Consider the following 14,326-nt stretch of genomic DNA (forward strand, 5'->3'; position numbering starts at 1 on the left):
GTGCGGAGATACGCCGCGGCGAACTGAGCGCCGCCCTCAGCGAGAGCGCAGGCCAGGAGAGCCGAGAAGCCGCCTGAAGCCTCGTCCCGCAACTCTGGAGGCGAAAGTGGCCATGCAACACGGTACGGACAAGACGGGCCCCGCACGGGACGACATGATGAAGAAGCAGCTGCGCGCGGAACTGACCAGGGATCGTTCGCTGCGCACGGCTGAGGAGCGCGAACTCCAGCCGGCCGGGGAGGACCAGCCCGCGACGGCTCAGGCGCCCGACACCGCGTTCCGGGGCGGCACACCGCACGGGATGTCCGCAAACGATGTCGCCGTACGCTCCGAACTCGCGCAGCACCTCGGCCGCAGCATGTACCCGGTCGACCGGCTCGCCATCGTCGAGCGGCTCGTACGCGACAACGCACCGGACCGGTTGATCTCCCTGGCCAAGCAGCTCCCGGAAGGGGAGCGGTACGGCAATGTGCAGAGCATCGCCCAGTCCCTCGGGCTCGGCACGGAGGACCTCCGCGACTGACAGATACGGAGCAGGAAAGACACATCCAAGGAGCTCACCATGGCTGTCTGTGAAGTCTGCGGAAACGACTACGCGATGGCTTTTGACATACACGCTGCGGGGGTGGTGCACACCTTCGACAGCATCGAATGCGCTGCCCAGAAAATCGCGCCGCACTGCGACAACTGCGACTGCCGGATTCTGGGGCACGGCCTCCAGTCCGACGGGAAGTTCTTCTGCTGCGCCCACTGCGCACGGCTCCAGGGCCATGCGGAACTGGCGGACAGCTCCTGAACGGGGCACGAAACACCTGCCGAATGACGTCAGGAATGCGCTTCCCGCGCGACCGGCATGGTATGAGGTAAACACCTCGAGGGGCAATTGAGGCAATTGATTAGTACGATCATTTGCCCTCCCCGCCATGAAAGGGAGCGCCGATGGCACGAATTGAGCGGGACTTCCGCAGCGCGGAAGAGCTCAAAGACCGCTCCGTTCCCGGCCGGACGCTGTTGCGCTGGATCACGACCACGGACCACAAGGTCATCGGCAATCTGTACATGGTGACCGCATTCGCCTTCTTTTTGCTGGGCGGAACGCTGGCCATGCTGATGCGGGCGGAGCTGATGCGGCCCGGCCTCCAGATCGTGTCCAACGAACAGTACAATCAGCTTTTCACCGTGCACGGCACCATCATGATGCTGCTGTTCGCCACGCCGATGTTCGCGGGATTCGCCAATGCGGTGATGCCGCTCCAGATCGGCTCCCCCGACGTGGCATTCCCGCGGCTGAATGCCTTTACCTACTGGGTATTTCTGCTCGGCGGCATCATGGTGGCTTCCGGGTTCCTGGTCCCCGGCGGCGCCGCGTCGTTCGGCTGGTTTGCCTACGCCCCGCTCAACGGGCCGGTGTTCTCCCCCGGCAAGGGAGCGGATCTGTGGACCATGGGCCTGGTGGTGGCCGGGCTGAGCACGATTTTGGGGTCGGTGAATTTCATCGCCACCATCGTCTGCCTCCGCGCACCCGGCATGACGATGTTCCGCCTGCCGATCTTCACCTGGAACGTCCTGTTCACCTCCATTCTTGCGCTGCTGTCCTTTCCCGTGCTGACCGCCGCTCTGCTCGTCCTGGAAGCGGACCGGACATTCGGCGCGCATGTCTTCGACGCCGCGTATGGCGGTGCTCTGCTGTGGCAGCATTTGTTCTGGTTCTTCGGACATCCGGAAGTCTATATCGTGGCGCTGCCTTTCTTCGGGGTCATCACCGAAATCATTCCGGTGTTCAGCCGTAAACCCGTCTTCGGATATGTCGGCATGGTCGGTGCGACCATTGCCATCACGATGCTGTCGGCTTCGGTCTGGGCTCACCACATGTTTGCCACCGGTGCTGTGCTGCTGCCCTTCTTCTCCGTACTGTCGTTTCTCATTGCCGTGCCGACCGGGGTGAAGTTCTTCAACTGGATCGGGACCATGTGGGGCGGCAGCCTCTCGTTCGAGACGCCCATGATGTGGAGTATCGGGTTTCTGGTGTCGTTTCTGCTGGGCGGGCTGAGCGGGGTGCTCATCGCCTCTCCCCCGCTGGATTTCCATGTCACGGACAGCTATTTCATTGTGGCGCATCTGCATTATGTGCTGTTCGGCACGGTCGCTTTCGCGATGTTCGGCGGATTCTATTTCTGGTGGCCCAAATGGACCGGAAAAATGCTCGACGAGAGATTGGGCAGGATTCATTTCTGGACCCTGTTCATCGGCTTCCAGGGAACGTTTCTGGTGCAACACTGGCTGGGCGAGATGGGCATGCCCCGCCGCTACGCGAACTACCTGACCGCGGATGGATTCACCCTGTTGAACACCATTTCGTCCGCCAGTTCCTTCCTCCTGGGTGCCTCGACGCTGCCGTTTCTGTACAACGTCTGGCGCACCTCCCGATATGCGGCCCAGGTGGAAGTGGACGACCCGTGGGGATTCGGCAGGTCTCTCGAATGGGCGACGTCCTGCCCGCCGCCCCGCCACAACTTTCACACCCTGCCGCGGGTGCGCTCCGACTCCCCCGCCTTCGACCTGCATCATCCCGACGTCGGACCGGAAGCGGCCGGTCCGTCCCTGACCGGCGGCCCGCGTAAGGGCGGCACCTCCACCCCCGACCCCCTGAGCGAGTGACCCGTGAAAATCGAAGCGTTTCTTTTCGGCGGCGTTGCCCTCTTTTTCGCCGGGACCGCCTTCGGATACGCGTGGTGGTCGGACCGGGAACCGGCGGGAACGGCCGCGCTGGTCGTCGCTTTCATCATGGCGTCGCTGATCTGTTTCTTCTTTTTCATGCAGTACCGCAGACGCGGCAGCCGGCCCGAGGACCACAAGGACGCCGAGGTGCACCAGCGCTCCGGCCCCCTGGACTTCTTCTCGCCGCACAGCAGCTACCCGTTGCTCACCGCCGTGGGATTCACGATCAGCGCGCTCGGCGTGATTTACGGGGTGTGGCTGTTCCTGATCGGTATCGGGGTGCTGGCCGCGGGCGTCTTCGGCTTTGTCTTCCAGTACGAGGCGCGCGACCGCTGACGGGGACGGACCTCCTCGTCGGTCAGCGGTCAGTCACGGGGCGGTGCGTTCAAGACGGCGATGTCCTCACGCTGTTCCGGCGTCACCGGCATCTCCACCTGGTCGCGGTAGTACCACCGGCTCAGCGCGGCCCGTAGCCGGTCGCTCCGGGAGTGGCCTGCCGGCCCGGGAGGCTCGAGTTCCAGCGGGTCCGGGTCCGACCGCGCAAGGAGCGTGTACCGCTCACGGCGGGCCAGTTGCTGTTGCCCCTCGACCAGATCGCCGTACACCGACTGGCTCACCAGACCTGTTTCGTCGCCCTCGATCAACCGCTCCCGCTCGCGCCGCTGCAGCGCCAGACAGATCCACTTGGTGAGGAGGAAGGACAGCGGCGGCGCCACCACGACCGCCACGCGAAAGATCCACGTCAGGGCCTCCACCGACAGCTCGAAGCCGAAGGCGATGACGTCGTTGCCGCCGGCCAGCAGGAGGACCGCGTAGAAGACGATGGCGGCCACTCCCAGCCCGGTACGGGTGTGCCGTTCCCTCGGCCGGTCGCACAGATGGTGTTCACCGCGGTCTCCGGTCACCCATCTCTCGAAGAAGGGATAGAGGTACAGGACCATGAACAGCACCCCTGGCAGGACCACCGCGGGCAGGAACACGTTCCACATGACGGTGTGGCCCCACAGGTGGGTTTCCCAGGGGGGCATCAGGCGCAGGGCACCCTCAAGGAACCCCACATACCAGTCCGGTTGGGCATCGGTGGAAACCTGGTCCGCACGGAACGGGCCGTAATCCCAGATCGGGTTGATCTGGGCCACGGCGCCGAGGACGGCCGTACAGCCGAAGAGGATGAGGAACAGCCCGGTCGACTTGGCGAGCCACTGGGGCAGCATCGGCTGGCCCGCGACGTTCCTGTTCGTTCTTCCCGGTCCGCGCCACTGCGTGTGTTTGAGGAAGACCACCAGGATGAGATGGGCCGTCACCATGGCGATGAGAATCCCGGGGACCAGCAGAATGTGGACGGTATAGAGGCGCGGAATGATGTCCTGTCCGGGATATTCGCCGCCGAAGGCGAAGAAGGCCAGGTACGTTCCGACGATCGGGATGGATCCGATGATGGTGTCCGCGGTCCGCAGACCGGTGCCGGAGAGCAGATCATCGGGCAGCGAGTAGCCGCAGAAGCCTTCCAGCAGCGCAAGCAGAAAGAGCGTCACCCCGATGATCCAGTTGCCCTCGCGCGGGCGGCGGAACGCGCCGGTGAAGAAGATCCGCAGCATGTGCACGCCGACGGCTGCCACAAACGTCAAAGCCGCCCAGTGGTGGATCTGACGGATCAGCAGCCCGCCCCGTACATCGAAGCTCAGGCGCAGCGTAGAGGCGTAGGCCTGGGTCATACGGGTGCCGTGCAGCGGGGCGTACGAGCCGTGATAGGTGCTCTCGGCCATGACCGGATCGAAAAACAGCGTCAGAAACACACCCGTGAGCACCAGCACGATCAGGCTGTACAGCGCCAGTTCCCCGAGAAAGAACGCCCAGTGGTCCGGAAATGCCTTGCGCAGCAACTTCCCCGCATCGGCCGCCGGAAGCCGTTCGTCCAGACGGTGAAATCCGCGTTCGGCCGCCCGCCGGGCCCTCAGTTGCAGGCGATCTTCACGCTCGCGGAAAGGCATGTGCTGTGCTCCCTCGTCCTGTGCAGCAGCCGCGGTCCGCCGCCTCGGCCGCGCGGATGACCAACCGTTGTCGGAAGTACTCAGTCGGGCATGTCACGGGACCTGTCCGGGTAGTGGTGCCGGGCCCATACGGGGAGTGCGAACCAGCACAGCACGAACCACACCGCGAGCCCCGCGACAATCCAGGGCACGGCGCTGTCGTTCAGGGCGATACGCAGGATGAGCAGGAGCGCCGAAGTGACGGTGGCCAGCAGGAGAACGATCCCGACGACGGTGAATCTCGATGCCCAGACCACAGTCTCCGGCTTGATATGGCGTCCGGCGACGAATCGATGGAAGCTCACCGGGCCGATGAGAGCGCCCGTTGTGGCGGCGCCGAGAAGGGCAGTGACCACATAGATGATTTTGTCGGTCCCGGTGAGAGTGGCGAACGTGGGGGTGAAGACGACGGTGAGCAGAAAGCCGAACAGAATCTGTACTCCGGTCTGGGTGACCCGGACTTCTTGCAGAAGTTCACTCCAGCGTCGGTCGGCCCGTTCCTCCACCGACTCGTCGCGGCCGTGTGCCGGATGATGCGGATGCGATTCCACAGGGCCTCCCTGACCTGTCCCGCGGTGATGTCGCACCACGATTCCGACCCCTTGGAGAATCCCCTCACGCGATCCCCTCTCACCATAGGCGCGAAGGCGAACCGGACGGTCGAGGCAGGGAATGACACGCATCGGTACGGCCGGTTCAGTCGTCGACCGTGACCTCGAACTGCTCCGGGGCCGCGCCCTCCGCAGTGACGACAAAGGTGGCGGTGCCGGCCGCATCACCGGCCACGACGGGCGGTGTCTGCGCGTATCCCTTGGCGTCGGTCTGTGCGGTAACGGTTCTTTCGTCGCCTTCGAAAAGGGCCTGCTGTGTGGTGGAATCCCAGGAGAATGTCACCGTGCTGTCAGCAATGGCCGTACCGGTTCTGATGTCGACAAGCCGGGCCTTCAGCGGATGCGCAAAGGTCTGATAGGGACCGGCGTGCTGTCCCGTTCCCCCGGCCGGCTCGATGGCCAGCGTCTGGGCCGAGCCCGGATTTGCACTCATACCGCCTCCTGGCGACAAGATCGTGGGGATGGCAAGGCGCCCGGATCCTTCCCGGTGATGACAGGGTTTCCTGGATTCCCGGTGATGCCCGGAATCCCGGTGATGCCGGAAATCCGGTGATGCCGGTGATGGTAAGCAGGCCGGGGTGAGGTCCTCGCGTATGACCGCCCCGTTTCCGGGGAGTTCCTGCGGTGGGGTGACAATGTTGGGCCACGCCGTGGCGGATCAGCGACCGAGGGGCCGGGCCCGTCGCACATGCCGCAGCCCGGTCCACGGCGTAACGTCAGCACTGTCCAGGAGAGTCCTCATGACGGTGCGGAGCGGCCGTTTCCCGTGCGCCGGCCGGAGCGTCGGCGTGTGCGCGAGGCGGGGAGAGCGGCGGGGCGCAGAGGTCTCGATGTCCCGACGGCAGCGGTGTGAAGGTGCGAGATGAGCGGCGGGTCCGGCTCCGATCCCGTGGACGGGGCGCTGCTCCGGGCGATGCGGGAGACCGGGGCCTCCGCCGCCGGGCTCTATGTGCTGGCGGCCGACGAGCCCGTACTGCAGCTGACCGTCATGAGCGGCCTGCCGGTGCCGCTGCTCGAGCCGTGGAGCCGGGTGGCGCTGGCGGCCCCGATCCCGGTCGCCGTGGCGACGCGCCGGCAGCGTCTGGTGTGGGTGGGCGGCCATCAGCAGCTGGCCCGTGACTTCCCCCGTACGGCGGTGGCCGTGCCGTACGACTTCGCGCTGGCGGCGGCGCCGGTCAGCGACGGGACCGGGCGCCGGGGCGCCTTGCTGCTGCTGTGGCCGGCCGGCCATGCGGCGCAGCTGTCGACGGGCGAATGCGAGGCGGTGGAGACCGGCTGCCGGCGCCTGGCGGCGGCGCTGGTCAGCGGCCCCCTGGCCGACGGCCCGGTTCTGCCGGCCGGAAGGCCGCGCGTCGTGTCGCCGCCGCCGGTGCGGACCGTGGGCCCGGAGGAGGCGCTGGCGGCGGTCGACTACCTGGAGCGGCTGCCCGGCGGCGGCTGCGCGCTGGACCTGGACGGACGCGTCACCATGGTCACGACCGGCGCGGCGGACCTGCTCGGCGAGAGCGTGCACCGGCTGGTCGGCGCGCGCCCCTGGGAACTCCTGCCGTGGCTGCGCGTTCCGGTCTTCGAGGACCGCTACCGCGCCGCGGTGATCAGCCGCAGGCCGACGACCTTCACCGCATACCGCCCTCAGCACCAGTGGCTCACCTTCCGGCTGTTCCCGGACGGCCGGGGCCTGAGCGTGTGGATCAGCCCCTCGGACCGGGATCACGGCCAGGTGGCGCCCCTTCCGGCAGAGGGGGAGGACGTGCCGGTGGGAGCCGGGCAGATCTACCACGTCCTGCATCTGGCGGCCGCGCTCACCGAGGCCGTGGAGACACGGGATGTGGTCGACCTCGTGGCCGACCAGATCGCGCCGGCCTTCGGCGCCCAGGGCATGATCATGTACGCGGCGGAGGCGGGCCGGCTGCGGACCATCGGCCACCGGGGGTACTCCGCAGAGGTCATCGCCGCCTTCGAGGGCGTCGCCCTCAGCGCCGCCAACAGCCCCGCCGTACACGCCCTCGCCACCGGGGAGCCGGGCTTCTACTCGTCCCCCGAGGACATGGAACGCGAGTACCCGGGGCTGCCGCATCTGACGGGCAAGGCGGCGCGGGCCGTACTGCCGCTGATCATCTCCGGCCGCCCGGTGGGCTGCTGCATCCTCGCCTACGTCCGTCCCCGCACCTTCAGCCCGGAGGAACGCCAGGTCCTGACCTCACTGGCAGGGCTGATCGCCCAGGCGCTGGACCGCGCCCGCCTCTACGACACCAAGCAGCAGCTCGCCCATGACCTGCAGGCCGGCCTGCTGCCGCACCGGCTCCCCGCGGTGCCCGGTCTCGCCGTCGCCGCCCGTTATCTGCCGTCGACCCGCGGGATGGACATCGGCGGTGACTTCTACGATCTGATCCGCCTCGACGAGGGCACCGTCGCCGCGGTCATCGGGGACGTACAGGGCCACAACGCGGCGGCCGCCGCCCTCATGGGCCAGGCCCGGACCGCCGTGCATGCCCATGCGACCGCCGGCGCCTCACCCGGCGAGGTGCTGGCGCGTACGAACCGGCTGCTGACCGATCTGGACCCGGACCTGTTCACCAGCTGTCTGTACGTCCACATCGATGTCCGCACCCGACGGGCCTGCCTGGCCAGCGCCGGACATCCGCCCCCTCTTCTGCGCCGCGCCGGCCGCCCCACCACGGTGGTGGACGTCCCGCCGGGGCTGCTGCTGGGCATCGACCCCGACGCCCGCTATGCCGCCACGGAGATCGACCTGCCGCCCGAATCCGTGCTGGCGCTCTACACCGACGGCCTGGTGGAGACGCCGGGAGTCGACCTGGACCGTTCCGTGATCAACCTCGCCCAACGCCTCGACAACGCGCCCCGCATGGGCCCCGACCACCTCGCCGACACCCTCCTGGCGAACCGGCACGCCGACGTGGACCGGCAGGACGATGTGGCGCTGATGGTCCTGTCGGCCGTGGCAATGCCCGGTGCCGGTGCGGCAGCGGTGCCGACCGTCGGCTGAGCAGGCGTGAGCAGCGGCACGCCTCCGGGGCCGCACAGGCCCCGGTGACGGTGCGTCAGGCCACCGCGGGCGCCCCCGGCCCGCCCGCTGCTCTCCCGTCCGCAGCACGGTGAATCGGTGTCCGCGAGCCGGTGAGCGGCAACCCCGTGCCGCCCTGGCGGGCCGCGACGATCTCGGCCGCGATGGACAGGGCGGTCTCCTCGGGCGTACGGGCGCCGAGGTCGAGGCCGATCGGGGAGTGCAGCCGGGAGAGTTCGGATTCGGTGAGGCCGGCTTCGCGGAGTTTGTCGTTGCGGTCCTCGTGGGTGCGGCGTGAGCCCATGGCGCCGACGAAGGCGACCGGCAGCCGGAGGGCCGTCTCCAGGAGGGGGACGTCGAACTTGGCGTCGTGGGTGAGCACGCACAGGACCGTGCGGGCGTCGGTCGCGGTCCGCTGGAGGTAGCGGTGCGGCCAGTCGACCACGATGTCGTCGGCCTCGGGGAAGCGGGCCCGGGTGGCGAAGACAGGGCGGGCGTCGCACACGGTCACGTGGTAGCCGAGGAACTTGGCCGTACGCACCAGCGCCGCGGCGAAGTCGATCGCACCGAAGACGATCATGCGGGGCGGCGGCACGCTCGACTCGACGAACAGCGTCAGCTCCCCCGCCCCGGCCTCGGCCCCGGTCTCGCAGCGCGATCCGCTCGCCGAGACCTGGAAAGTGCCGGTGCGGCCCGCGTCCAGCAGGGCGCGGGACTCGCCCACCGCCGTACGGTCCAGCTCGGGAGGCCCGCCGAGTCCGCCCCCGTACGAGCCGTCGGGGTGGATGAGCAGCGCCCGGCCGAGCAGTTCGGCCGGGCCCCGGGCCACCCGGGCGAGGGCCGCCGCCTCCCCCCGGGCGGCGGCCGACAGTGCTGCCGCGAACACCTGCCTGCCCGGCGCGTCCGCGCGCACCGGCGTGACCAGGACCTCGAGGGTTCCGCCACAGGTCAGTCCCACCGCGAAGGCGTCCTCGGCGCTGTAACCGAAGTGTTCGCGCACCGTCTTGCCGTCCTGGAGCGCCTGCGCGCACAGGTCGTACACCGCCGCCTCCACGCAGCCGCCGGAGACCGAGCCGATGGCCGTGCCCCGGCCGTCGACGGCCAGGGCGGCGCCGGGCGGGCGCGGGGCGCTGCCGCCGACACCCACGACGGTGGCGACGGCGAAGTCCCGGCCCCGCTCGGCCCATCGGTTCAGCTCATCGGCGAGGTCAAGCATCCCGGCCTTCTCCTGCCTCCTGGTCTCCGCCGGGGGCCGTTCCCGCCAGCAGGACGCGGTCGGGCCGGATCGGCAGCTGCCGGTGGCGTACGCCGGTCGCGTGCCAGACCGCGTTGGCGATCGCCGCCGCGGCGCCCACGATGCCGATCTCGCCGATGCCCTTGATGCCGACCGGGTCGTCCGCGTCCGGGTCGGCCACCCAGTCCGCCTCGATGGGCGGTATGTCGGCGTGCGCGGCGACGTGATAGCCCGCGAGGTCGGCGCCGACAAGTCCGCCCGAGACCTGGTCCCGGATCGCCTCCTCGTGCAGCGCCATGGAAAGCCCCCAGGTCATCCCGCCGATGAACTGGCTGCGCGCGGTCAGCGGGTTGATGATCCGGCCCGCGGCGAAGATGCCGAGCATGCGCCGTACGCGGACCTCGCCGCTGGTGACGTCCACGGCGACCTCGGCGAACTGCGCCCCGAAGGAGTGCCGTTCCTTCTGCGTGAGCGTGCCGAGGGCCTCGGTGGTGTCGGACCGTGCCGTGATGCCCTGCTCCGGAATGTCGATGCCGAGGGCCAGTTGCTCCCGCAGTTCGCGCACCGCGTCCGTGACCGCCCAGCCCCAGGAGCGGGTGCCCATCGAGCCGCCCGCGATCATCGCCGGGCCGAAGTCGCTGTCCGCGATGCGTACCTGGACGCGCTCCGGTGCCACCTCGAGGGCGTCCGCGGCGATCAGGGTCAGCGCCGTCCGCGCCCCGGTCCCGACGTCCGCCGCGGTGATCCGGACGGTGAAGGTGCCGTCGGCCTCCGCCGTCACGGCCGCCGTGGCCGGGCCGACGAGCACGGGGAAGGTGGCCGCGGCGGTGCCGGTCCCGAGCAGCCAGCGCCCTTCTCGGCGCAGTCCGGGACGCGGATCCCGGTCCGCCCAGCCGAACCTGCGGGCCCCCTCCTGGAAGCAGGACAGGAGATTGCGGCTGCTGAACGGGAGGCCGGAGACGGGCCCCACGTCCGGTTCGTTGCGGGCCCGCAACGCGATCGGGTCCATGCCGCACTTCTCGGCGAGTTCGTCGAGCGCGGACTCCAGCGCGAACGAGCCCGGAGCCTCGCCGGGCGCGCGCATCCAGGTCGGCGTCGGCACGTCGAGACGTACGACGCGGTTGACGGTGTGGTGCGCGTCGGCGTCGTACAGCGGACGTCCGAACCCGGCGCTCGGCTCGACGAATTCATGGACGGTCGACGTCAGGTTGTACCCCTGGTGGTCGAAGGCGCGCAGCCGTCCGTCGCTGTCGGCGCCGAGCCTGACGCGCTGCGCGGTGGGACTGCGGTAGCCGACGAGCGAAAACATTTGACGACGGGTCATGACGACGCGGACGGGCCGGTCGAGGACGGTCGCCGCCATCGCGGCGAGGATCTGGTGCACCCGTACGCCCTTGGACCCGAAGGCGCCGCCGACGTGTTCGGACCGCACCCGTACCGAGGCCGGGTCCAGGGAGAACAGCTTCGCCAGCTCGCCCGCAACCCAGGTGCTGCCCTGGTTGGAGTCGACGATTTCGAGACGGCCGCTGTCCCAGCGCGCGGTCGCCGCGTGCGGTTCCATCGGGCTGTGGTGCTCTTCGGGCGTGGTGTACTCCGCGTCCACGACGTGGGCGGACGCGGCGAGTTCGGCCTCCAGGTCGCCCTTCTCCGTCCGCATGCCCGCGGCGTCCGGCGTGTAGGTGCCGGGGCGTCCGGCAAAGAACGCCACGTCGTGCGGCTCCGCGTCGTAGTGGACGACCACCGACTCGGCTGCCTCCCTCGCCTGCTCGGACGTCTCGGCGACGACCAGCGCCACCGGCCAGCCCATGAACGGCACCCGGTCGTGCTGGAAGACCTCGACGATCGGGTCGGGGCGCCCCAGCATGCCCATGTAGTCGCCGTCGACGCGCGGCGCGTTCCCGTGGTGCAGGACGGCCAGGACGCCGGGCATCGCGAGGACGGGGTCCGACTCGACCGAGCGGATGCGGCCGCGGGCCACCGTGGACAACACCAGCCAGCCGTGGGCGAGTTCGGCGAAGGGGATCTCGCCCGCGTAGCGGGCCGCTCCGGTGACCTTGGCCCGGCCCTCCACGCGGGTGTGCGCGGTGCCGACGGCGCCCGTCACCGCGGTGGTTCCCGTCGTCGTGGTGGTCATCGGGCGGCCTCCTCAGTCAGTTCGCTCAGTTCGGTCAGCACGGCGACGACGAGGTTGCGCAGCAGCGTCACCTTGTAACCGTTGTGGGGCAGCGCCTCGGCGGCCGCCAGTTCGGCGTCCGCGGCGGCGGCGAATGCGTCGGCGCTCGCCGGGCCCCCGGCCAGCACCCGTTCGGCCTCCCGGGCCCGCCATGGCCGGGACGCGACCGCCCCGAAGGCGAGGCGGACGTCGCGTACGAGGCCGTCCCGGACGTCGAGGGCGGCGGCGATCGAACCGATCGCGAACGCGTAGGACGCGCGCTCGCGCACCTTGCGGTAGCGGGAGTGGGCGGCGACCGGAGCCGACGGCAGGGTGATGCCGGTGATCAGCGCGCCGGGCGGCAGGGCGGTCTCCAGGTGCGGGGTGTCCCCCACCGGCAGATAGAACGCGGCGAGCGGCAATTCCCCCGACCCGTCCGTCGTTTCGTACGAGACGACCGCGTCGAAGGCGGCGAGCGCCACGCCCATGTCCGAGGGGTGCACGGCCACACATTGCTCGGAGGCGCCGAGGATCGCGTGGTTGTGGTGCTCGCCCTTGATGGCGGGGCAGCCGCTGCCGGGGACGCGCTTGTTGCACGGCTGGGCCGGGTCGGCGAAGTAGCCGCAGCGGGTGCGCTGGAGCAGATTCCCGCCGACCGTGGCCATGTTGCGCAGCTGACCCGAGGCGCCGGCCAGCACGGCCTGCGCCAACGCCGGGTAGCGGCGCCGCACTTCGGGATGGGCGGCGAGATCGCTGTTCGTGACGGTCGCGCCGATGTGCAGACCGCCGTCCTGCGTGGCCTCGATCCGGTCGAGGGGGAGGTCGCGTACGTCGATCAGCCGCGCGGGCCGCTCCACGCCGGTCTTCATCAGGTCGACGAGATTGGTGCCGCCACCGAGAAGGCGCGCGTCGGGATCGGCGCCGAGCAGCGCGACCGCGCCGGGGACGTCGTACACACGCTCATAGCCGAATTCCCTCATGCCGCCACCTCCGCGGTCACGTCCGTACCGGCCGCTGCGGCCTTGGCAACGGCCTGGACGATCGACACATACGCGCCGCACCGGCACAGGTTGCCGCTCATCCGCTCCCGGATCTCGTCGGCGGTGAGCGCCGGCGCTCCCGCTTCGGGCCGCACATCGGCGGTCACGGCGCTCGGCCAGCCCGCCGCGTGCTCCTCGATCACCCCGAGGGCCGAGCAGATCTGCCCCGGTGTGCAGTAGCCGCACTGGTAACCGTCGAGGTCGAGGAAGGCCTGCTGCACCGGATGCAGCCGCTCGCCGTCCGCCACGCCTTCGATGGTGGTGATCTCGCGCCCCTCGGCGGCCACCGCCAGCTGCAGGCAGGAGACGGCCCGGCGCCCGTCGAGCAGCACCGTGCAGGCACCGCACTGGCCCTGGTCGCAGCCCTTCTTGGTACCCGTCAGATCGAGATGCTCGCGCAGCGCATCGAGCAGGGTGGTGCGGTGGTCGACGGGCAGCGTGCACTTCTCGCCGTTGATGTGCAGGGTGATGGCGCTGGACGTCGATGGGGCCATGATCAGCCTTCTTTCGCGTTTTGTGGTGCGCGGCGGGCGTCGGGGCGCGGGCCTGATGCCTGCGTGGTCGAGCAGGAGGTCGTACTGTCCCCCGTCACGCGGTACCGGGTGCACGTGCTGATGCTGATGCTGATGCTGGTACTGATGCCGGTCGTGCCACTGCATCGCAGGAGACGGTGCCAGCGACGGTTCGGGACGTGATGGCGCGGTGCGGCGTCAGCTCGGGCTCCGGCGGCGGGCGCGGTGGGCGAGACGCCGGTCGCGGTGCGTACCGGCCGCCCACACCGGCCGAATCTGCCGCTATGGTGGACCTAAGCGGACAGCTGTCCGCAAACAGGAAACCTACCGGACAGTTGTCCGGTTAGCAAGACCGGCACGATCGGCCCCGGCCGTGATTCCCGGGAGGAGGACGAGTGCAGCAGAGGAAAGAGACACCACTGCGCTCGGACGCGCAACGGAATCGCGAGCGCATCCTGGAAGTGGCACTGACAGAGCTGACGCACTCGGCCGACGCCCCGCTCAGCGCGATCGCAAAGAAGGCAGGCGTCGGGCAGGGCACCTTCTACCGCAACTTCCCCAGCCGCGAGGCACTCGTCCTGGAGGTCTACCGCCACGAGGTCCAGCAGGTCTCCGACACCGCGGCCCAGCTGCTCGAGACCCGCACCCCCGACCAGGCCCTGCGCGAGTGGATGGACCGCCTCGCCCAGTACGCCATGGCCAAAGCCGGTCTGGCCGACGCCATGTGCAGGGCAACCAGCGCGCACGGCTCCCTGGTTGCTCTGGGGCGCGGCCCGGTGACCTCGGCCATCACCCTCCTCCTGAGGGCAAATGAGAAAGCCGGCACCATCCGCCCCGGCGTCACCGCCGACGACTTCCTCCTCGCCATCGCCGGCCTCTGGCAGATCGACCCCCACGGCGACTGGCAGTCGCGCGCCGGACGCCTCCTGGACCTCGTCATGGACGGACTGCGCGCCGGCGCTCCCAGGGCATGAGCGGCCCGGCCACCGGCCTGCCGGCCGGGC

General features: G+C 69.4%; 13 protein-coding genes. 6 read left to right on the plus strand and 7 right to left on the minus strand.

Going from position 1 to position 14,326, the window contains the following annotated elements; translation table 11 throughout:
* The first annotated feature begins 106 nt into the window (after window positions 1-106).
* The 4 genes from AB0D04_RS12910 (at window position 107) to AB0D04_RS12925 (ending at window position 3,054) form a co-directional block, all read left to right on the plus strand.
* Window positions 107-523: a DUF2795 domain-containing protein gene (locus AB0D04_RS12910; RefSeq protein WP_362702360.1), complete on the plus strand. Its 417-nt coding sequence runs from the start codon at window positions 107-109 to the stop codon at window positions 521-523.
* A 39-nt stretch (window positions 524-562) separates the two neighbouring features.
* Window positions 563-796 (plus strand): hypothetical protein, encoded by a 234-nt coding sequence (locus AB0D04_RS12915; RefSeq protein ID WP_362702361.1) that lies wholly within the window; start codon window positions 563-565, stop codon window positions 794-796.
* A 143-nt stretch (window positions 797-939) separates the two neighbouring features.
* On the plus strand, window positions 940-2,658 hold the full coding sequence (gene ctaD, locus AB0D04_RS12920; protein ID WP_362702363.1) for a cytochrome c oxidase subunit I: 1,719 nt from the start codon (window positions 940-942) through the stop codon (window positions 2,656-2,658).
* A gap of 3 nt (window positions 2,659-2,661) precedes the next feature.
* Window positions 2,662-3,054, plus strand: a complete 393-nt coding sequence (locus tag AB0D04_RS12925; RefSeq protein ID WP_362702364.1) for a cytochrome c oxidase subunit 4 — start codon at window positions 2,662-2,664, stop codon at window positions 3,052-3,054.
* A 29-nt stretch (window positions 3,055-3,083) separates the two neighbouring features.
* On the opposite strand, the gene AB0D04_RS12930 is transcribed toward AB0D04_RS12925, so the two are convergent.
* The 3 genes from AB0D04_RS12930 to AB0D04_RS12940 all read right to left on the minus strand — a co-directional run bounded on the left by AB0D04_RS12930 (window position 3,084) and on the right by AB0D04_RS12940 (window position 5,792).
* A complete protein-coding gene (locus AB0D04_RS12930) occupies window positions 3,084-4,709 on the minus strand; it encodes a ubiquinol-cytochrome c reductase cytochrome b subunit (protein ID WP_362702365.1) in 1,626 nt (541 codons plus the stop codon).
* 80 nt (window positions 4,710-4,789) lie between these two features.
* A complete protein-coding gene (locus AB0D04_RS12935; RefSeq protein WP_362702367.1) occupies window positions 4,790-5,299 on the minus strand; it encodes a DUF6328 family protein in 510 nt (169 codons plus the stop codon).
* A gap of 145 nt (window positions 5,300-5,444) precedes the next feature.
* Window positions 5,445-5,792, minus strand: coding sequence for an Ig domain-containing protein (locus AB0D04_RS12940; RefSeq protein WP_362702368.1), 348 nt, complete (start codon window positions 5,790-5,792; stop codon window positions 5,445-5,447).
* Between the two features lie 429 nt (window positions 5,793-6,221).
* On the opposite strand from AB0D04_RS12940, the gene AB0D04_RS12945 reads away from it, so the two are divergent.
* Window positions 6,222-8,366 (plus strand): SpoIIE family protein phosphatase, encoded by a 2,145-nt coding sequence (locus tag AB0D04_RS12945; protein WP_362702370.1) that lies wholly within the window; start codon window positions 6,222-6,224, stop codon window positions 8,364-8,366.
* A gap of 55 nt (window positions 8,367-8,421) precedes the next feature.
* On the opposite strand, the gene AB0D04_RS12950 is transcribed toward AB0D04_RS12945, so the two are convergent.
* The 4 genes from AB0D04_RS12950 to AB0D04_RS12965 are packed head-to-tail and all read right to left on the minus strand — an operon-like array spanning window position 8,422 to window position 13,304.
* Complete coding sequence (locus AB0D04_RS12950) at window positions 8,422-9,600, minus strand: XdhC/CoxI family protein (RefSeq protein ID WP_362702372.1); 1,179 nt, start codon at window positions 9,598-9,600, stop codon at window positions 8,422-8,424.
* On the minus strand, window positions 9,593-11,752 hold the full coding sequence (locus tag AB0D04_RS12955; protein WP_362702373.1) for a xanthine dehydrogenase family protein molybdopterin-binding subunit: 2,160 nt from the start codon (window positions 11,750-11,752) through the stop codon (window positions 9,593-9,595). The genes AB0D04_RS12950 and AB0D04_RS12955 overlap by 8 nt, the downstream gene beginning before the upstream one ends.
* Entirely contained in the window at window positions 11,749-12,750 is a 1,002-nt protein-coding gene (locus AB0D04_RS12960) for a xanthine dehydrogenase family protein subunit M (RefSeq protein ID WP_362702374.1), read from the minus strand. The genes AB0D04_RS12955 and AB0D04_RS12960 overlap by 4 nt, the downstream gene beginning before the upstream one ends.
* Window positions 12,747-13,304 (minus strand): 2Fe-2S iron-sulfur cluster-binding protein, encoded by a 558-nt coding sequence (locus AB0D04_RS12965; RefSeq protein ID WP_362702376.1) that lies wholly within the window; start codon window positions 13,302-13,304, stop codon window positions 12,747-12,749. Before AB0D04_RS12965 ends, AB0D04_RS12960 begins: the two co-directional genes overlap by 4 nt.
* Before the next feature lie 413 nt (window positions 13,305-13,717).
* Here AB0D04_RS12965 and AB0D04_RS12970 point away from each other — a divergent pair, with 413 nt between their 5' ends.
* Entirely contained in the window at window positions 13,718-14,296 is a 579-nt protein-coding gene (locus AB0D04_RS12970) for a TetR/AcrR family transcriptional regulator (RefSeq protein ID WP_362702378.1), read from the plus strand.
* Window positions 14,297-14,326: the final 30 nt, after the last annotated feature.

Origin of the sequence: Streptomyces sp. NPDC048483 (genome assembly GCF_040651455.1) — a bacterium.
Lineage (GTDB): Bacteria > Actinomycetota > Actinomycetes > Streptomycetales > Streptomycetaceae > Streptomyces.